Consider the following 18,498-nt stretch of genomic DNA (forward strand, 5'->3'; position numbering starts at 1 on the left):
CTCCGGCGCCGCGTCCGCATCGGCTGTGTTACCGGCCGACGGCGGCTGAGCGCAGCCGTGCCAGCTCGGCAAGCACCTCGGTGAAGGCTTCGGGAGAGGCAACCCGGAACGCCGCGGCCGTGTCTCCGGGACCGACCTTGATGCCCACGTCGCCGGCCTCCAGGGCAGCGAAGCCGTGCTCATCGGTGACGTCGTCACCGGCGAAAAGCACCGCCGTCGCACCGGTCAGCGCGCGCAGGGCACGGATACCCTCACCCTTATTCGTGTGTACAACGGAGGCTTCCAGGACGGACTTGCCATCGGTGACCTGCACGCCGTCCAGCATTTGCAGGTGGCGGCGCGCCTCGTCGGTGGCAGCGGCAGCCACCGGACCCTCGGCGCTGCGGGTGTGGAGGACGACGCCGGCCGGCTTGTCCTCCAGCCGGCACCCCGGGTGCCGCGTGGCCACGGATTCCACTGCTGACCGGGCGCGGGCCAGCAGCTCGGCCTGCTCCGCCGTCAGCTGCAGGGGCTCGGCATTGGGTCCCGTCCAGGTTTCGGCTCCGTGGCTGCCGATCAGCAGCGTCTCCGGGTCAGGGGTGGCGACGCTGCGCAGGCTGTCCAGGGCGCGTCCGGATATAAAGGCGGTGACGGTGCCCGGCAGGGCTGCCAGTGCGCGCACGGCGGCAGCGGAGCCGTTCAGTGGGCGGGCGTCCTCGGCCCGCTCCACCAGCGGGGACAGCGTCCCGTCAAAATCCAGGGCAACCAGCAGGGTGTCCGCGTCCGCGAGCCCTTCCAGTGCCTGCTGCAGTCCGGTCTCCGGCGTCTCCACTACTGGTCCCGGTCCTGGTCCTGCTCAAGGGCGTCAAGGAAGTTCCGTGACCAGCGCTCGACGTCGTTCTGCAGTACCTGCCGCCGCATCAGCCGCATCCGGCGGCTGGCCTCGCGGGCAGGCATGTTCATGGCCGTGAGGATGGAGGCCTTCAGGCCGTCGATATCGTGCGGGTTCACCAGCACTGCCTGACGGAGCTGGTCTGCGGCGCCGGTGAATTCGGAGAGCACCAGGGCACCGGTGTTCCCGGTGCGGGCCGCCACGTACTCCTTGGCGACAAGGTTCATGCCGTCGCGCAGGGCGGTGACCAGCATGACGTCGGCGGCGAGGTAGAGCGCCACCATTTCCTCTACCGGATAGCTGTGGTGCAGGTAGCGCAGCGCGGTGTTGGAAATGGTGTCGTAGGTGCCGCTGATCCGTCCCACGGTTCCTTCCACCTCTTCGCGCAGCAGCCGGTACTGTTCCACCCGCTCACGCGAAGGGCTGGCCACCTGAATCATGGAGGCATTGTCGACGGTGATTTCACCGTCCTCCAGGAGTTCGCCGTAGGCCTTGAGCCGGTGGCTGATGCCCTTGGTGTAATCCAGCCGGTCCACGCCGAGCATCACGGTATCCGGGTTGCCCAGCTCGCGGCGGATCTGCTTGGAGCGTTCGATGATGTCCTCGCGCTGGGCGAGTTCGGCGATCTTCGCCGCGTCAATGGAAATGGGGAATGCCTCGGCACGGGAGACGTAGGACAGGCCGTCCTCGGTGGTCACGTTCACCTGCTGCTGGCGGATGGTGTAACCGGCGAAGCGGCGCACGCAGCGCAGGAAGTTGCTCGCATCCGAGGGCCGCTGGAAACCGATCAGGTCCGCGCCCAGCAGGCCCTCAATGATGTTCCGGCGCCAGGGAAGCTGGGCGAAGATTTCCAGCGGCGGGAAGGGGATGTGGTTGAAGAATCCGATTTTCAGGTCCGGACGGGCCTTGCGGAGCAGCTGCGGGACCAGCTGCAGCTGGTAGTCCTGCACCCAGACCGTGGCGCCCTCGGCCGCCACGGAGGCCGCGGCGTCGGCGAAGCGGCGGTTAACTGTCCGGTAGGCGTCCCACCAGGTGCGGTGGAACTCCGGGGTGGCAATAACGTCATGGTAGAGCGGCCACAGCGTCGCGTTGGAGAAGCCCTCATAGTAGAGCTCCACCTCATCGGTACTCAGCGGCACCGGCTTCAGGTGCATGTCATCGTGGTCGAAGGGCTCCACCTCTTCGTCCGGGGATCCCGGCCAGCCCACCCACGCGCCGTCGGCCTTCGCCATGACCGGCGCCAGCGCCGTCACCAGGCCGCCGGGGGAGCGGCGCCAGGTCTCGCCGTCGGGCGTGCTCACCCGGTCCACGGGAAGCCGGTTGGAAACTACGATGAAATCGAAGTCGCCATACCCGTCCGTTGCGTCCTTCTGGCTCGGATCGGCCTCAGCGTTCACGAATGGCACCCCTTAGTTTGAATAGACGTATTTAGCCACTCTATCTAAGCCCGGAAACTTTGTACCGCGTGCGGGCGTTGGCTGAAGGGCGGGGCAATACGTTCCCCCTACACTGGTGATGTGCCCACAGGCCCCGGAAACGGGTGCCGGCGTTGAGAGACATGAGGAATAATGACTGACCGGAATCCCAAGCTGACCAAGGCCGAGCGGACTGCTGCCGCCCGTGACCAGGCCCGTGCCATGCGTGAAGCGCAGCAGAAGAAGGACCGGCGCAACCGCCTCCTTGTGATCTGGGGCGTAGTGGTGGCGATTGTGGCGGTAATCGCAATTGTCGGCGTCATTGTGTTCAACAGCATGAGCCGCAGCGTGGCGAACAATGGCACATCTCCGGCCAACGCCAACCAGTACGGTGGTTTCACGCTGACCTCCACCAGCGCATTGGAGCCCGCAGAACCGTTTGACTTCGATACCGAGACCCTGGAGCCCGCGCCGGAGGAAGCCGCGGAAGATGCTCCCGTGCCGCCGGGCATCGAAGCCTCCGAACCGGGTGAGCCGATTCAGATCGTGGAATACGTGGACATTAACTGCGTGCACTGCGCTGACTTTGCCGCCACCTACGATGAGCAGATCGCCCAGTGGCTGGACGCCGGGGAAATCACCTACGAATACCGCACCGTCGCGTTCCTGGACCGCAGTTCCGCCACCAACTACTCATCGCGCGGCGCCAACGCCGCTGCCTGCGTTGCTGCTGAGAGTCCCGAATCCTATTGGGACTTCATGAAGGCGATCTTCGCCCAGCACGCTGCGGGTGAAGTGAACAACGCCGGCCTGGTGGACATGGCCGAGGCTGCCGGCGCGAACACGGAGAACCTGGAATCCTGCATTGACGACGGCACGTACCGTCCGTTCGTGAAGTACGCGGATCAGCTCGCCCGCGTGGACGGCATCGCCGGCACCCCCACCGCCTACGTCAACGGCGCAGAAGCAGACCTGAACACCTTCACTGAGACCGTCCAGGCAGCGATCGACGCCAACAAGTAGCCTGTTCGGCCCGGAGGCCCGGTTCCCCGTGAAACCATTCCCGGTTTCACGGGGGCGGGCGCTCTGGGCTAACCTTGTCTAGCGTTGTTTGTTCGGTTCCGCTTTTCTTCTTTGCCGGCGGAGACGAGAACACGCCCCCTTAGCTCAGTTGGCCAGAGCACCTGTCTTGTAAACAGGGGGTCGCCGGTTCGAATCCGGCAGGGGGCTCCAAAGGGGAAACCCCTCCTGATCAGACCAAAGTCCGATCAGGAGGGGTTTTTCCATGCCCTGAAGGTCAGACGGTGACCGGCCGGTCTTTGGGCTCCGGCAGGACAACCGGGGCCTCGGCGGGCAGGTTCGCGTCACGCACCTCCCGGTACGGGCGCAGATGGGTGTACAGCTCGTCGCGCAGCGGGTTGCGGTGCCGCTTGACGATGGTGAACACCTGGTAGACCGCGACGGCGATGTTGGCCGCCAGCGAGATGGCCGACACGACGAACAGTGCGGTCGGGTTGTGCGAGGACTCCACAGCGAACGGCGACGTGCTCACGAACGTGGGGACCGCCATCGTGAACATCATCCACAGTGCGAGGGTGTGGGCGCGGTGCTGCAGCCACGCACCCTTCTTGAGGAAGAACGCGGGGATGGTGCAGGAGATGAGCAGCGCCGCACCGGCGTAGAACGCGTGGTCACCGACGCAGTTGTAGACGTAGGCGAAGTTCCACAGGTCATATGCGATGATCCAGAACCACATCATGTCGGGCCAGATCATGTCCTTCGACTTGTCGCGGGAGATGATGATGCCGGTCCAGCCACAGATGGTGAGCAGGTTCAGGATGCCGGCGATGGCGTTCATGTAGTTCCACGGACCGCCGACCATAAAGACGCCGTCGTGCATGCCCTGCAGCCCGGCCACCTCGAAGTCCCGGATGACAGCCTCGCCGATGTTGATCGCCAGGATCAGTGGCGGGAACATCAACATCCAGCGGTTCTGTGCCAAACGGGGAACATACCGGATGAGCATAAAGCCCAGGCACCCGAGGAGTGCCGAGTACACCTTCACCCAGTGGAACCAGGTGCCCGTGGACGAGCCGTCACCGGCAGTCACCGGCCACACGAACACGGTCAGCAGAATGGGCAGCGCCACGAAGAAGGCCAGGCCGGCCCACTTCCAACGTCGTGTCACCTCGTTGAGCGCGATGAGGGCAACCAGGACGACGCCGAACATCGCCCAGGAATACCAGGGAATTGATTCGAACAAGAACATCTTGGACCTCTCCGTTTCGGGCCCGCGGCATGCGTGCCTTCTTCTTCGAAGGTAAAAAAACCGCCCCGAGCAGTCATTAGACAGCTGACGCGATGTGTCCAAAAACGCCCGGTGCTACCGTCAGGCATGACCGACGAGGGCATCGACGCGCAGAGGGGAGCGAGGGCGCGAGCGGCTCTGGCGGCCGCGCTCAAGGCCCGGCTGCGCACCGAGCCGCTCGACAAAGTGACGGTCACGGAACTCACGCGGGACTGCGGACTGACGCGACAGGCCTTCTACTACCATTTCTCGGACGTGCGCCAGCTGGCGGTCTGGGTGTTCGAGACCGAGGTTGCCCGCCAGGTCAGGGCTTTCGCCATTGAGACGGGATGGGCGGACGGGTTAGTCCGGCTGATGCTGTACCTGCGCAACAACCGCGCGTCGACGCTCGGGGTGCTCGACGGCGTGGGGCAGCCCGGGCTCGAGGGCTTCCTGTTCCGCCAGATGCGCCCCATCACCGAGGCAGTCATGGAGCAGGACGGCGGCGGGCCGGTGCGCCCGGAAGACCGCGTGCTGGTGGTCGATTTCTACACCTCGGCCGTGCTCGCCATCGTACTCCGGTGGGTAGCGGACGGCATGGTCGAGCACCCCTACCGTGTGGTCGGCGATTTGGAGATTATGCTGCACGGCGCCGTCCGGGAGTCAGTCCGCCGGCTGGACGCACGGGCGGCTCCGCCGCGTGGACGCCGTCCGCGGTGAGCGTTCCCGCTACTGGGCGGACAGCAGAGTGCCCCGGCCGAAAGCAGCCGGGGCACCCGATAATGTGTGTGGTGACTACTTCAGGGCCACCAGGAAATCGTTGGCTCCGCCGTGGTTGAAATTCACCTTGACCATGCTCGAGGTGTTCGCGTGTTCGATCGGCATCTGCAGCACCGCATCGGCCGTCACCGTGAATCCCTTTTCCACCGGTTGGGCCTTGGTCTCGCCCTCCTTCAAGGCTGACACCGAATTAAACGTGGTGCCATACTCGTCGTCGGTCATAAAACCGCCGTCCCAGTTCTCGTTAACAATAGAGAAATCGGTCCCGACGTTATCAGCCGGCTCATCACCGGTGTATCCCCAGGTCGCATTGATGAACACCCAGGTGTTGCCGGGATCCGGCTCCACCTTTCCAAGGAAGCTGTCCATGGCTTTGAACTGCTCATTGCCGTCAAGGTTGACGCTGTTGACCGTGAGCGTAAAGTCACCGTCGACCATTTCCTCACCCAAGGCATAAGGGTTCGCGAGCGTTCCCTTCTCATCACCGGCGGGCCATTCGGCCGCGGGCGTAGTGGCGGTTTCCGCGGCTACGGGCGCCGGCTCGGCGGGTGCTTCGGCCTCATCGCCGCCGCAGGCGGTGACCGCAAGCAGTGCTGACAGGGCAATTGCCGCCCCCGCGCTTCGGCGGCGGACGGGGTGCTGTGATGTGAGTTTCATTCGTGCGAGTTTACCCAACAGATGAGGCTGACCGAATTCGACGGTGAGAATGGCCAATCCATGGTGCGCATAGGATAAAAACAGAATCTATTTCGCGTATTCCAGGAGGCCCCGATGGTTATGCCCCGCAACCTGTTCCTCGTCCGCCACGGACAAAGCGAAGCGAACGTGATGCAGCGGGCAGCCAAGGCCGGGGACCCGAGCCTCTATACAGAAGAGACAATGACCGTTCCGGACCGCTCCTGGCGGCTTACGGACCTCGGCGTGCAGCAGGCAAAGGTAGCCGGAGCCTGGATCGCGGCACAGAATATCCAGTTCGACCGTGCCATGGTCTCGGTTTATACCCGGACCCGCGAGACCGCCGCCCATCTGGGGCTGGATGTGCGCTGGGAAGAGAACCGGGTGATCCGCGAGCGTTCCTGGGGCGAGATCGGGTCCATGTCGAAGCAGGATTTCGCCCGGAAGTATTCGCAGAACGCCGCGTACCGTGACAGCGACCCGCTGTATTGGGCGCCGCCTGCGGGGGAGTCCATTGCCAACGTTGCCGAGAACCGTGTACGGAATATCCTCAGCACCCTGCACCGCGAGAACGCCCGGGACAATGTGCTCCTGGTAACCCACGGTGAGTTCATGTGGGCCACCCGCCTGGTGCTGGAGCGCTGGAGCGACGAAGAGTTCCTGTTGCGGGACGCCGACAAGGAGCAGGTGATCCACAACTGCACCGTCCTGCAGTACACCAGCACCGATCCGCAGGACCGCAACAACACCCGCGAAAAGCTCAACTGGGTCCGCCGCTGCTGGCCGGTGTGTGTGGACGGCGAGTGGACCATGTTCGTCGGCGAGTGGGAGGAATTCGACCGGAAGTACTACACCGGCGGGGAGCTGCTGGAGCGGGCGGAGGCAAACCGGCACTTCCTTCTCGGCTCCTTCGGGAGCTAACCGCAAAGGGCCCGGCATCCGCACGTTATGCGCGGATGCCGGGCCCTTCTTGGTGCCGTAAAACTAGGCCGGTGTGACCAGCTCCAGCAGGGCAGAGTAGGAAGACTGTGCGCCCTCCCGGGTGGCAGCCAGCGCACCGGCCCGCGCAGCAAACGCGGCGGCGTCGGCCAGGGAATCCCCGGCGGCCAGCCGGGCGGCGGTTGCCGCCGTGAAGGCATCCCCGCAGCCGGTGGTGTCCACCGCGGTGACCCGGGTGGGGGCAATGGCCACTACCCGGCCGGTGCCGGAGGCGGTGCCGTCAAGGACAACGGCGCCGTCTCCGCCGAGGGTGATGATGGTGCGCCGCACGCCCAGCGCGTCCAGGGCGGCGATGACCGCTTCCCAGTCCGATGCGGGGTCCGCCAGGCCGGTCACAAGCGCTGCCTCATGGGTGTTCAGCAGCAGCACATCGGTCAGGGCCAGCAGTTCCGCCGGAACCTCCCGGTACGGGGAGAGATTCAGCAGCACCTGTGCACCGGCGTCGTGCCCCGCCCGTGCCGCGGCGGTGACCGCCTCGAGCGGGACCTCCAGGCTCAGTGTCAGCACGGCGGCGCCGTCGAACAGGTCCGCCGGCAGCTCAGCCCCGGTGACCGTGCCGTTGGCGCCGGGGGAAACAATGATCGTGTTCTCCCCGGACGCGTCCACCACGATCATGGCCGTGCCCGTGGCGGTGCCACTGCGGCGCAGGACGCGGGAGGCGTCCACTCCGGCACCGGCGGCCGCCTTCAGCAGGAGGTCCCCGTGCCCGTCGGCGCCCACGGCACCGAAGAGCCGGACATCGGCGCCGAGGATCGCGGCGGCCGCTGCCTGGTTGGCGCTTTTACCACCGGGCACAATCACCAGTTCCGAACCGTTGAGCGTCTCCCCGGGGGAGGGGAAACGTTCGGTACGGACGGTGAGGTCAGCGTTCAGCGACCCTACAACTACAACTTTTCCGGCAGGCATACGGGGATTCTCCTTGACGTGAGGTCAGCGGTCGGCCGGCACGGCCTTGGCGGTGACCTCGGCGTTGACGGGCTTGGGGATGAGGAAGGACGTGGCCAGGGCCAGCACCAGGATCACCAAACCGGCAATAATACCGGCGTAGTAACCTGAGGTGCCCCCGCCGTCGGCCGGCGTGGCTGCAGTCTTCACAGCGTAGATGACCGCAAAGCTCAGACCCGCACCCAGGTTGAACGCGCCGGCGTTGAGCCCGGGCAGGAAGCCGGGGTTTTCCTTCGGGGAGAGCACAATGCCCAGGCCGTTGAGCATGATGTTGCCGATGCCGGCGTAGGTGACACCGATCAGCACTGAGACGCCCAGGACTCCGAGCCTGGAGTCGCTGCCAACTACCAGCAGCATCAGCGTCAGGGCAATAACGGAGCCGATCATGCCGATCCGCAGCACCTTGCCGTAGCCCCAGGTGGCTGCCAGGCGTCCGGCGATCGGACCCAGCACCAGACCCGCGATGGCGTACGGAGTCAGCGTCCACCACGCGGATTCCTCGGCGCCCATGCCAAAGCCGACGGCGCCGTCCTGCGCCAGGGCCGGGATGATGCCGTTCATCACGGCAAAGACACCGGTCATGGTCAGCAGGGTGGTGAGCAGCAGCGCCCAGGTGGAACGTTCCTTGAGCAAGTGCGTTGCCACCAGGGGCTGTTCGGTCCGGTTCTCCACCTTCCAGAAGATCACGAAGGCAATGACGGCAATCACGATCAGGCCGATCACCAGCGGCCAGTTTGCGGCCCCCAGCTTGCCGGCCTCGTTGAAGGCGGTCAGCAGGGTGCCCACGGAAATAACCAGGGGCACCACACCCAGCCAGTCCATCTTCTCCTTCTTCTCGGCCGTGGATTCAGGGGCCAGGAAGAACAGCAGGGCAGCAGCGACGGCGCCTACGGCGGCCATGACCCAGAAGACCGAGGCAAAGCCGTGGTTCTGTGCCAGGTAGCCGCCGGCAATGGCGTCCACGCCGGCAATGCCGCCGTTCACGGCCGTAATAACACCCATCAGCGTGCCGTACAGCTTCGCGTCGGGGATTTCCACACGCAGCATGATCAGGGTCAGCGGGACCACGGGGCCGGAAACGCCCTGGATCAGGCGGGCAATAAAGAGGACTTCGATGCTCGGAGCCAGGGCGGCAACCACCGAGCCGATGGTCAGGACCACCAGCATGCCGGCAAGGACCTTCTTGCGGCCGATGATGTCGCCCAGCCGCGGCAGGAACAGGGAGAAGAGCGCTGCGGCGGTGAAGAAGGCCGTCTGGCTCAGGCCCACGGCCGCCGAAGTGGTGTTCAGTTCCTCTTCGATGGTGACGAGGGCGGGGGAGAGCATGGAGGCATTGAGCTGGAAGGCCACGCAGGCTGCCAGCAGTGCCGTCATCAGTGCGCCGACGTTGACCCGGCGCCGGGTGGTTTCACTCACAGGTCTACCTCACCGATTCGTTCGAGTGCGTCAACAACAAGGCCCCAGAACTTTTCATGATCCAGGTCCACAGCCACCGAGGTGGTGCAGTCGGCAGGTGCCGGGGCGCGGAAATCCGCCACGGTCATACCGAGGGTCAGGGTGCCGGTGAGCTCGACGTCGAGCGGCACGCGGCGGGTGGTCATCACGGAGGGGTCAATCACGTAGGCCACTGCACAGGGATCGTGCACGGGCGGGAAGTCAAAGCCCTGGGCATCCTTGTAGGTCTGGCCGAAGAATTCCAGGAGTTCACCGACGAACTTTGCCGGCTTGGTGCCTACGGCGGCGATGCGGGCCGCTACCTCGTCGGTGGCAAGTGCCTGATGGGTGAGGTCCAGGCCGACCATCACCAGCGGCCACTTCTCGTTGAAGACGATGTGGGCTGCTTCCGGGTCAATCTTGATGTTGAATTCAGCGACAGCGGACCAGTTGCCCACGTGGTAGCCGCCGCCCATCAGGACAACTTCCTTCACGCGTTCGGCGATGCGCGGTTCCTTGCGCACGGCGAGGGCAATGTTGGTGAGTCCTGCCGTGGGCACGAGGGTCACGGTTCCGGGCTCATGGGACATCACGGTGTCGATGATCAGGTCCACCGCGTGGCGGGGGTCCAGTTCCAGCGTGGGCTCGGGCAGGACGGGGCCGTCCATGCCGGACTCGCCGTGGATATCCGGTGCGTTTTCAATGGTCCGGACCAGGGGGCGGTCGCAGCCTGCCGCGAAGGGGACGCCTGTGATATTTGCGACACGCGCAATCGCCAGCGCGTTGCGTGTCACCTTCTCCAGAGTCTGGTTTCCGACGACGGTTGTCACCGCGAGGAGGTCGATCTCCGGGCTGCCGTGGGCCAGCAGCAGGGCGACCGCATCATCATGGCCGGGATCGCAGTCCAGGATGATTTTGTGGGGCATTGCATCTCCGCTTCGTTGAGGGTTCCCGCGCCGGAACCGAAATTCCGGCGGTGCAGCGCCCCGCTCCGGCAGGACCGCCGGGCGCGCAGCATTGCGGACCGATGGTTTTTGCGGAGTGTCTAGGGCTGGCCGGCCGACCGGAATGCCGGGCGGCGGGTGCCGGTAAGCCCCGGTGGGGGCGGGCACTGCGTTTTAACGATATCGGCGTTGGAGGGGTTCGGCATCCGCCGCCTGCACCAACCCTGTGCGCTTCCGCCGGAGGATTTGCCTAGCCGGAAACCGGTCCTTATCCTTTGCGCGGCAGGCAGCGCAAATCCCGCCGTCTATGTTTCCCGGCACTACGGACCGGATGTGATCCGCACCTCATTTCCCCTGTAGCGTGGAAGGCCCGTTACACCTCAAAGGAGAGACATGACCGGTCTGGATACCGCTTTGACCCCGCTTCGCTTTCTGGAACGTGCTGCCTCGGTACATCCGGACAAGCCGGCCGTGATCGACGGCGAGCGGCGGCTGACGTACCGGGAATTCGCTGCGGCGGTCACCCGGGCTGCCCATGCACTGCGTGCCTCCGGCCTGACCGAGGGGGCCCGCGCCGCGTTCCTCGGAACCAACTCGGCGGAGCTGCTTATTGCCCACTACGCGGTGCCGCTGGCCGGCGGCGTCCTGGTGCCCCTGAACACCCGGCTGTCCCCGCCGGAAGTGGCGTATATCTGCAACCACTCCGGGGCCACCCTGCTCTTCGGCGATCCCGATCTGCTCCGCGGACTGGGTTCCCTGGCCGCTCCGGAACTGGAAACCGTCACCGAAGTCATCGCGGTGCCCCTGCAGGACGGCAGCGAGGAGACAGTGGAGGGCACGACGTCGTACGCCACATTTGCGGCACGCGGCACCGACACGCCGCTGCCGTGGGAGGTCGAGGACGAAAACACGGTGATCAGCCTGAACTACACCTCCGGCACCACCGGCCGGCCCAAGGGCGTGATGTACACGCACCGCGGCGCCTACCTGAACTCACTCGGCGAGGTGCACCACCAGGGCTTCGACGCGGACACCACCTACCTGTGGACGCTGCCGATGTTCCACTGCAACGGCTGGTGCACCACGTGGGCGCTGACCGCCGCCTCCGGCACACACGTCTGCCTGCGCGCCGTCCGGGGCCCGGAAATCTGGCGGCTGATCGACACCCACGGCATCGACCACCTGGCCGGAGCCCCCACCGTGCTGTCCGCCATCGCCACCGCGGAGGAAGCACACGTGCTGGAGCATCCCCTGACCATCGTCACGGCCGGCGCCCCGCCCAGCCCCACCGTCATCAACAAGATCCACCAGCTGCAGGCAACCGTGGTGCATGTGTACGGGCTCACCGAATCCTACGGACCATATGCTGTCTGCGAGCCGCAGGCGGCGTGGGCGGACCTGGACGCCGACGCACTGGCGAAGAAGATGGCACGGCAGGGCGTGGGAATGCTGACCTCCGAGCGGCTGCGCGTGGTCAAGGACGCAACCGGTGCCGACGGCGAGCTGGCGGACGTGGCGGGCGACGGCGTCGAAATGGGCGAGATAGTTATGCGCGGCAACTGCGTGATGGCCGGGTACTACCGGGACGAGGCGGGAACAGCTGATGCATTCCGCGGCGGCTGGTTCCACACCGGCGACCTGGGCGTGATGCACCCGGACGGCTACGTGCAGCTGCTGGACCGTTCCAAGGACGTGGTGGTCTCCGGCGGCGAGAACATTTCCACCATCGAGGTGGAGCAGGCACTGGCCAGCCACCCCGCCGTCGCCGACGTTGCCGTGATCGGCGTGCCGGACGAGCGCTGGGGTGAGCGGCCCAAGGCGTTTGTGGTGCTCACCCCCGGGACCGAGGTCACCGGCGAGGACCTGCTGGCCCACGTGAAATCCCAGATTGCCAGTTATAAGGCACCGCGGTCGGTGGAGTTCATTCTGGAGCTGCCCAAAACCTCGACCGGGAAGATCCGCAAGAACGAGCTGCGCTCGCAGGAATGGGAGGGCCTGGAAGCCCGGATCAACTGATACCCCGGCCTTGCCGGAGGCGACCGTGCGTTCTAGCTTGTAGCCATGCAGCCTCCTTCCGAACGCGCGGTCGCCGCCCCGGGGAACACCCCGTTGGCACAGGCCCGTACCGGCGGGCCTTCCGGCAGCCCTGAAGACGGTGCCTCCGGGAGGCGCTTCGACGGGGAGACGGATCATCTGCGGATCTGGCGGTCGGAGGACTTCCGGGAGCAGGCACTCCACTGGATCGCGGTCCAGCTCGCCGGCGGGCACACTCCCGTCCCTGTCCACGGCCCGCTGAGCCTGCACCGGGTCCGCTTCTGGTCCGCGGTCTTCACAGTGGAGACCGGACGCGGGCGCCTGTGGTTCAAGGCGGCCAACCCCGGACAGGCATTCGAAGCGGCACTGCTGCAGGAACTGGCCAGACTGGTGCCCGGGCACGTCATCTCCCCGGTGGCGGTGGACACCGTCCGCGGCTGGCTGCTGCTACCCGACGGCGGAACCGTCCTTGCAGGGGAGGGGGAAACCACCGCAGCTCAGTGGCGGGGCCTGCTGGAGCAGACCGCCCGGATGCAGGCAGACCTGGCACCACACGGGGAGGAACTCCAACTGGCCGGGTTGCCGGTGCTGCGCGCGGACCAGGCGGAGCACTATGCCGCCGGGATGATCGAGGACCTTGCCATGCTGCCGGCATCCCACCCCCAGCATCTCTCTGCGGCGCAGGCCTGCCTGCTGGAGGCCGGCCTGAGCTCCGCCGCGGGTGCCTTCAGGGCATTGGACGAATCCGGGATTCCCCACTCACTGCAGCCCAACGACGTCACTTTGCGAAACGCCTTCCGTGCCCGCAACGGTGCCGGCCTGCGGCTGTTCGATTTTGGGGACGCCTTCTGGTCCCACCCCTTTGCAGCACTGCAGCTGCCGCTTCGGATGGCCGCCGGGAGCTGGCCGGATCCTGTGCCGCCCGACGACGCCGTCGTCCAGCGTATGCGCAGGTCCTACCTCAGCCAATGGCATGTAGTGGAAGGCGACATCCGGCGTGTGCTGGAGGGAGCTGACCGGCTGGCAAGCCTGCACCGCTGCGAATCCTGGCGGCGGCTGCTGGCCTGCACTCATCCGGAGGCACTGGGCACCCGGACACCGCGGCTGGCCGACTGGCTGGCGGACGCGCTCCGGCCCGCCAGCCAGTCCTGAGGAAGCAAGCCCTACCAGCGCACCTTGCGCTCGCGGGGACCCTGCCTACCGGTTGACTGGGTGGGTTTATGCCCCTTGCCCAGGCTCTGCCACCCCGGAAGCGCCGACTCGGCGGCGCCTCCGGCGGCCGGCAGGGCCTGCCCCGCGTCGTGGAGGCGCGCCTTCGCCGACGGGGCCAGATGGATTTCCAGTCCCGGTGCCGGCTGCCGGACGGGTTGGACGGTTGGTTCGCTGCCTAACAGTTTCTTTTTGGGTGCACGCATGGCTTCACTCCTGTAACTGGCGCTGCCGACGCCGGCACGGGCCCTTCCGGGCAGGCCGCTATCACGGGCCATAAACGGGGAATTGCAGACGGAAGGACTCGGAGGCCGTGCCTCAACAAGCGGTGGATGGTTGTCTGCGAAGGTTCGAGAGGGCGCGTGCGCTCGCTACTCGAAAATCAGGATCTCCATGCCGGGAACCCTAGCACCGGGGCGGACCTGCGGATAGCCCTTTTCTGAAAGCGGGAGGGGGTGCGCATCCTGTCCTCAGAGCCGGGCACGTAGGCTGGACGGGTGATTACCCCTATTGCCCGGGACCGCAGCTGGTCCGAGGCCGCCATCCGCCGGATCGAAGCCGAAGCGGCCCGTTCCGCGGACACCCACCTGTTCCAGATCCCGGTGCCGGCAGGCTGGGCGGTCAAGGTCTATCTCAAGGACGAGTCCACCCACCGCACCGGCAGCCTCAAGCACCGCTTGGCCCGGTCCCTGTTCCTGTTTGGGCTGGTCAACGGGTGGATCACCGAGGGCACCACCGTGGTGGAAGCCTCCAGCGGATCCACTGCAGTCTCGGAGGCGTATTTCGCGCAGCTGCTGGGCCTGCCGTTTATCGCCGTGATGACCCGGACCACCAGCGCCGAAAAAGTAGCCCTGATCCAGCAGCACGGCGGTACCTGCCACTTCGTGGATGATCCGTCCGAGGTGTACGCCGCAGCGGAGGACATCGCCCGGCGGACCGGCGGCCACTACATGGACCAGTTCACCTACGCGGAGCGGGCCACGGACTGGCGCGGGAACAACAACATTGCCGAATCGATCTTCAACCAGATGTCCCTGGAAGAGCACCCGCTGCCGGAATGGATAGTCGTGGGCGCCGGCACCGGCGGAACCAGTGCGACCCTGGGACGCTATATCCGCTATCACCGCCATCCCACCCGGCTGGCGGTTGTGGACCCGGAGAACTCCGCGTTTCTTCCCGCCTGGCAGAACCCGGCAGCACCCGCCGCCGGCGGGCCGTCCCGGATCGAGGGCATCGGCCGGCCCCGGCCGGAGCCGAGCTTCATCCCCGCCGTGATCGACCATATGATCCAGGTTCCGGATTCCGCGTCCGTGGCCGCGGCCCAACACCTGCGGCGGACCGCCGGGCTGCATGCCGGCCCGTCCACGGGAACCAATCTTTGGGGTGTCTGGCAGCTTGCCGCGGCCATGGAGGCCGAGGGCCGGGCCGGCAGCATCGTCTCGCTGATGTGCGACTCCGGTGACCGGTATGCCGCCTCATACGGCGACGGCGCCTGGCTGGCTGCCCGCGGCCTGGATCCCGCTCCGGCCACCGCCGTCCTGGAGGAACTGTTCAGGACGGGGCGGTGGCCCGCGGGAAACCCGGCCTAAGGCGCCTGTGCCAGGAAACGCTTGAACCCGATGTGCGATGCCTCGAAGCCCAGGCGTGCGTAGAAACGGTGGGCGGAGTCCCGGCGCTTGTTGGAGGTGAGTTGGGCCAGGCCGGCACCGTTGCGCCGGCCTTCGCCGACGGCCCAGTCCATCAGTGCCGTGCCCAGGCCGCGCGAGCGAAGATCCGCACGGATGTGGACAGCTTCGATCTGCAGCCGGGTGGTTCCGCCGGCGGCCAGGCAGGGGATCAGCGTCAGCTGCAGGGTGCCGGCGAACCGGCCGTCTGCATCCTCAACCGCGGCCAAAAAATGGGCGGGATCAGCGGCTATAGCGGCGTAGGCCTGCAGATAGGGTTCCAAACGGTGCTCGCCGGTCCCGGCCGGTCCAAGGCCGTCTGCCTCCAGCAGTTCCACTATCAGCGGCACGTCAGCCCGTACCGCCGGGCGCACCGTGAATGCCCCGTTGAGCAATGAGGTCTCCCTGATGTCCATGCCCGCAGTCTTGCACACCGGCATCCGCCAAACGGTCCCGCTCCATTGACCCGGCCAGCCGGAGCCGGGCAGGGTTAATGGACCACCGGACCCGCGCCGTACGCCGTCAGGAGCCGTTTATGCTTCGCATCCTCTCCATTGATGGCGGCGGCATTCGCGGCATCATCCCCCTGACCTGGCTGATGGCGCTGGAAGAGCAGACCGGCCAGCGCACAGCGGAACTGTTCGATCTGGTGGTGGGAACCTCAGCCGGCGGCATGGCGGCCCTGGCGCTGGTATCCCCGCAGCACAACGGGCACGGCTACAGTGCCGAGGAGGTGCGCCGGTTGAACCTGGACAGTGCCTCGCAGGTTTTTCCCCGGTCCCCCGGACACCCCGCGCATGCCGCTGCCCCTGTCGGGGCACCAAGGTATTCCGCGGAGCCGCTGAAGCATTACCTGGACGAGGCACTGGGCGATCTTCCGCTTTCCGCTGCGGTCCGCCCGGTGGCGGTGACCACCTGCGACCTGGCGCATACCGAGGCGCTGCACTTCGCCGGTGGCGGCCTGGAACCCTCCGTCCTGGGGGATGCACCGATGGCGCTGGCAGCACAGGCGACGGCGTCGCTGCCCCGGTATTTCCCGGCCGTACCGTTTACGGACACCGAGGGCACCGCTAGGCAGCTGGTGGACGGCGGGCTGGCCGCCGATGATCCGGCGTTGCTGGGATACTCCCTCGGCACGGTACTGCCTGAGGCGGTGGACGGGGTACTGATGGTCTCGCTGGGGACCGGAACCAGTGCCGGAAACCGGAACGCGGGGCTGCGGCTGGGAGCTGAACAAACCCAGCAGACGCCGGAACTGCAGGTATTGGAGAAGGACCTCTCCATGGTGCTCAGCGGCCCCGGGCAGGTGGCACGCGATTGCCTTGAGCTCATCCTGGGAGACAGGTACGTGCGGATCCAGACGGAGCTGTTGCCGGACGCGAGCCACGATTCGGATAACGCAGATGAAGAGAACCTGCAGCGGCTGATCGCCACGGCAGAACGCATGGTCCGTGAAACCGCTGCGGACCTGGACCGGCTGGCCCGGCTGCTTCCGCAGGGGCCGGGACCTTGGCTGGCAGGGGAATGAGGGGAAGAATGGCGGGAAAGCGTTTTTGTGCCGTTCCGGACGGTCCGGGCTTCCCTGCCGGGCATAAACCGGGACCATCATGGAGGTAGCTGTGGGCAGGAACCTCAAGCGAATCCGCCGAATTGCGCAGGCGCAGTTCGGTCATCCCGGCACGGGAGACAATTTCACCCAGACGTGTGCCCGGCTTGATGCAGCCATTTCCGCCACCGCCGCCAGCCAGAGCATGCTCAGGAACCAGACCCGGGCGGCCTGGGAAGTGCTGCGGCATTACAGTGCCGTTACCCGCTCCTATGAAACACGGCTGCGGTGCCTGGAAGAGGTCATCGCCGAAGAACGGCTCGACGCCGGGGAAACCGTCAGCCTTGCCCAAACCGCGCGCCGGATGCACGATCTTGCGGCCCGCATCGAAGCCACGGCACGCCAGCACTTTGACGTTGTCCGTGCCAAGGAATCCCGTGTGGAGGATTTGATGCACAAACTGACAAGTTCCAAATCCCAGCTAAAACTGGCCCAGACAGCCCAGAGCCATCGAAACCGTCTGCGCACCCTGGAAACCGCCGTTGGGCAGGACCAGATAATCCATAGCAGGGATGTCTACGACCATGAGCTCAGGGCGGCGTCCCGGCTCGCCCGCGAAGCCGAAGCGCTCGCCGGGCTGAAAGGCGGCTGGTCCTGATGTCGGCACAGATCAACCCGGTACTTATTGCCCTTCCCCTGAGTCCCCGGCGGACCCACTCGGTTCGAACGCTGGTTGGGCTGAGCATGGCAGCGGTGCTCTTCCTTTTCCTGGGCGGCGGCGACCTCGTGACCGTCCTCATCGGGATGGGATTCGCCGTCCATCCGGTGCAGGCCGCGGTGGACCGGCTGGTCCGCTGGCCGCGCCAGGACCGGACGGATGCCCAGGCCCTCACCGGGGTGGTCCGGGAATACTTCTACAACGCCCCGGAAGTGGACGCCAGGAGTGTCCGTGATCTGGTGCGGAAACGGCAGCTGCAGGTGAACGACGACGGCGGCGGGCAGCTGCGCATCGGCCTCACCGGGCGGCGGCACGCCACCGCATCCGGCAGCCGTCCCGAGGCCCGGCTGTCCTACAAATGTGGCGACGTAGGCCTGACGGATTTCGACCGTCTGCTGCAGAACGCGGAGCGGGACCCGCAGGTGCGCCGCGCCACCACCCGGATGCGCCGTCCGGACACGGGCACAGCCGCTGCGTGACCCGGGTGCTCTGCGGACACTGATGTGATGCACGCCCGGCAACGGACGGGCTCCGGGGCTGGGATCATGGAGGTATGCGAAAACTCAGCCTTCAGGAAGCCACCCGCCTTGCCGAACAGACCGCCGGGGTAGCCGAAGGCCACATCCCCTACGGCTCCGGGCTGGGAGCCCCTGCCTCCTTCACTCTGGCCTGGCTGCTGCAGGAAGCCGGAGTGGAGGAGATCCGCGTTGCCAGCGGAAGTTCCGGTATGGGGGATCACTTCTGGGTGGAAACGGACCAATGGCGGATCGATCCGACGCTCCGGCAGTTCGCCCATCTGAACAGCCGTCCGCTGGTGGAACCGGTGTCCGAGCCCGGAGGATTCCCGGCCGATAAGTACCATGCCATTCCCCGTTCCCGCCAGGAAGCTGTCCGCGAGGTGTCCTACGGATTCCGCAATGCGGCAGAAACCGAACAGTTTGTCCGCGAAATGGAGGCGGCAATCCGCCTGCAGTGAC

The 18,498-nt window shown here is 66.2% G+C and carries 19 protein-coding genes and 1 tRNA gene; 11 read left to right on the forward strand and 9 right to left on the reverse strand.

All coding sequences use genetic code 11. The annotated features are described in order from the left end of the window. Positions 1-28: 28 nt before the first annotated feature. Both otsB and MUK71_RS02615 read right to left on the reverse strand, forming a co-directional pair. Positions 29-811, reverse strand: coding sequence for a trehalose-phosphatase (otsB, locus tag MUK71_RS02610; protein WP_227906046.1), 783 nt, complete (start codon positions 809-811; stop codon positions 29-31). Then, positions 811-2,268 (reverse strand): alpha,alpha-trehalose-phosphate synthase (UDP-forming), encoded by a 1,458-nt coding sequence (locus MUK71_RS02615; RefSeq protein ID WP_227906045.1) that lies wholly within the window; start codon positions 2,266-2,268, stop codon positions 811-813. The genes otsB and MUK71_RS02615 overlap by 1 nt, the downstream gene beginning before the upstream one ends. A gap of 171 nt (positions 2,269-2,439) precedes the next feature. Between MUK71_RS02615 and MUK71_RS02620 the strand changes: the two genes are divergently transcribed. Together MUK71_RS02620 and MUK71_RS02625 are read left to right on the forward strand one after the other, a co-directional pair. Continuing rightward, positions 2,440-3,309, forward strand: coding sequence for a DsbA family protein (locus MUK71_RS02620; protein WP_227929231.1), 870 nt, complete (start codon positions 2,440-2,442; stop codon positions 3,307-3,309). Between the two features lie 133 nt (positions 3,310-3,442). Further along, positions 3,443-3,519: transfer RNA gene (locus tag MUK71_RS02625), tRNA-Thr, on the forward strand. A 64-nt stretch (positions 3,520-3,583) separates the two neighbouring features. Here MUK71_RS02625 and MUK71_RS02630 read toward each other — a convergent pair. Beyond that, positions 3,584-4,555, reverse strand: coding sequence for a DUF5692 family protein (locus MUK71_RS02630; RefSeq protein WP_227929230.1), 972 nt, complete (start codon positions 4,553-4,555; stop codon positions 3,584-3,586). Positions 4,556-4,681: 126 nt separating this feature from the next. Here MUK71_RS02630 and MUK71_RS02635 point away from each other — a divergent pair, with 126 nt between their 5' ends. Beyond that, positions 4,682-5,293 carry a TetR-like C-terminal domain-containing protein gene (locus MUK71_RS02635; protein WP_227929229.1) on the forward strand — a complete coding sequence of 204 codons (612 nt, stop codon included), beginning with the start codon at positions 4,682-4,684 and terminating at the stop codon, positions 5,291-5,293. 75 nt (positions 5,294-5,368) lie between these two features. Here MUK71_RS02635 and MUK71_RS02640 read toward each other — a convergent pair whose 3' ends face one another. Beyond that, positions 5,369-6,010 carry a hypothetical protein gene (locus MUK71_RS02640; RefSeq protein WP_227906035.1) on the reverse strand — a complete coding sequence of 214 codons (642 nt, stop codon included), beginning with the start codon at positions 6,008-6,010 and terminating at the stop codon, positions 5,369-5,371. A 114-nt stretch (positions 6,011-6,124) separates the two neighbouring features. On the opposite strand from MUK71_RS02640, the gene MUK71_RS02645 reads away from it, so the two are divergent. Further along, the gene (locus MUK71_RS02645) at positions 6,125-6,949 is read left to right on the forward strand and encodes a histidine phosphatase family protein (RefSeq protein ID WP_227929228.1); all 825 of its coding nucleotides are present in this window, start codon (positions 6,125-6,127) and stop codon (positions 6,947-6,949) included. Between the two features lie 63 nt (positions 6,950-7,012). Here the strand turns inward: MUK71_RS02645 and MUK71_RS02650 are convergent, their stop codons facing one another. The 3 genes from MUK71_RS02650 to uriH are packed head-to-tail and all read right to left on the reverse strand — an operon-like array spanning position 7,013 to position 10,332. Then, positions 7,013-7,933, reverse strand: a complete 921-nt coding sequence (locus MUK71_RS02650) for a ribokinase (protein ID WP_227929227.1) — start codon at positions 7,931-7,933, stop codon at positions 7,013-7,015. A gap of 24 nt (positions 7,934-7,957) precedes the next feature. Next, positions 7,958-9,388, reverse strand: a complete 1,431-nt coding sequence (uriT, locus tag MUK71_RS02655) for a uridine transporter UriT (RefSeq protein WP_479768623.1) — start codon at positions 9,386-9,388, stop codon at positions 7,958-7,960. Next, positions 9,385-10,332, reverse strand: coding sequence for a uridine-preferring nucleoside hydrolase UriH (gene uriH / locus MUK71_RS02660; RefSeq protein WP_227905644.1), 948 nt, complete (start codon positions 10,330-10,332; stop codon positions 9,385-9,387). The genes uriT and uriH overlap by 4 nt, the downstream gene beginning before the upstream one ends. A 411-nt stretch (positions 10,333-10,743) precedes the next feature. Between uriH and MUK71_RS02665 the strand changes: the two genes are divergently transcribed. Next, complete coding sequence (locus MUK71_RS02665) at positions 10,744-12,366, forward strand: AMP-binding protein (protein WP_227929226.1); 1,623 nt, start codon at positions 10,744-10,746, stop codon at positions 12,364-12,366. A 45-nt stretch (positions 12,367-12,411) separates the two neighbouring features. After that, the gene (locus MUK71_RS02670; RefSeq protein ID WP_227929225.1) at positions 12,412-13,536 is read left to right on the forward strand and encodes a hypothetical protein; all 1,125 of its coding nucleotides are present in this window, start codon (positions 12,412-12,414) and stop codon (positions 13,534-13,536) included. Positions 13,537-13,547: 11 nt separating this feature from the next. Here the strand turns inward: MUK71_RS02670 and MUK71_RS02675 are convergent, their stop codons facing one another. Continuing rightward, complete coding sequence (locus MUK71_RS02675) at positions 13,548-13,799, reverse strand: hypothetical protein (protein WP_227929224.1); 252 nt, start codon at positions 13,797-13,799, stop codon at positions 13,548-13,550. A 291-nt stretch (positions 13,800-14,090) separates the two neighbouring features. Between MUK71_RS02675 and MUK71_RS02680 the strand changes: the two genes are divergently transcribed. Beyond that, complete coding sequence (locus MUK71_RS02680) at positions 14,091-15,182, forward strand: PLP-dependent cysteine synthase family protein (protein ID WP_227929223.1); 1,092 nt, start codon at positions 14,091-14,093, stop codon at positions 15,180-15,182. Here the strand turns inward: MUK71_RS02680 and MUK71_RS02685 are convergent. Beyond that, the gene (locus tag MUK71_RS02685; protein WP_227929222.1) at positions 15,179-15,673 is read right to left on the reverse strand and encodes a GNAT family N-acetyltransferase; all 495 of its coding nucleotides are present in this window, start codon (positions 15,671-15,673) and stop codon (positions 15,179-15,181) included. The genes MUK71_RS02680 and MUK71_RS02685 overlap by 4 nt on opposite strands. Positions 15,674-15,750: 77 nt before the next feature. Here MUK71_RS02685 and MUK71_RS02690 point away from each other — a divergent pair, with 77 nt between their 5' ends. From MUK71_RS02690 to MUK71_RS02705, 4 genes are all read left to right on the forward strand, one after another. Beyond that, entirely contained in the window at positions 15,751-16,785 is a 1,035-nt protein-coding gene (locus tag MUK71_RS02690; protein WP_244802815.1) for a patatin-like phospholipase family protein, read from the forward strand. Between the two features lie 79 nt (positions 16,786-16,864). Then, the gene (locus MUK71_RS02695) at positions 16,865-17,461 is read left to right on the forward strand and encodes a magnesium transporter CorA family protein (protein ID WP_227929220.1); all 597 of its coding nucleotides are present in this window, start codon (positions 16,865-16,867) and stop codon (positions 17,459-17,461) included. After that, positions 17,461-18,000, forward strand: coding sequence for a hypothetical protein (locus MUK71_RS02700; RefSeq protein ID WP_227905665.1), 540 nt, complete (start codon positions 17,461-17,463; stop codon positions 17,998-18,000). Before MUK71_RS02695 ends, MUK71_RS02700 begins: the two co-directional genes overlap by 1 nt. A gap of 74 nt (positions 18,001-18,074) precedes the next feature. Further along, positions 18,075-18,497 (forward strand): hypothetical protein, encoded by a 423-nt coding sequence (locus MUK71_RS02705; RefSeq protein WP_227929219.1) that lies wholly within the window; start codon positions 18,075-18,077, stop codon positions 18,495-18,497. Position 18,498 lies beyond the last annotated feature (1 nt).

This window comes from Arthrobacter zhangbolii (genome assembly GCF_022869865.1).
In the GTDB taxonomy this organism is placed as follows: Bacteria; Actinomycetota; Actinomycetes; order Actinomycetales; family Micrococcaceae; genus Arthrobacter_B; species Arthrobacter_B zhangbolii.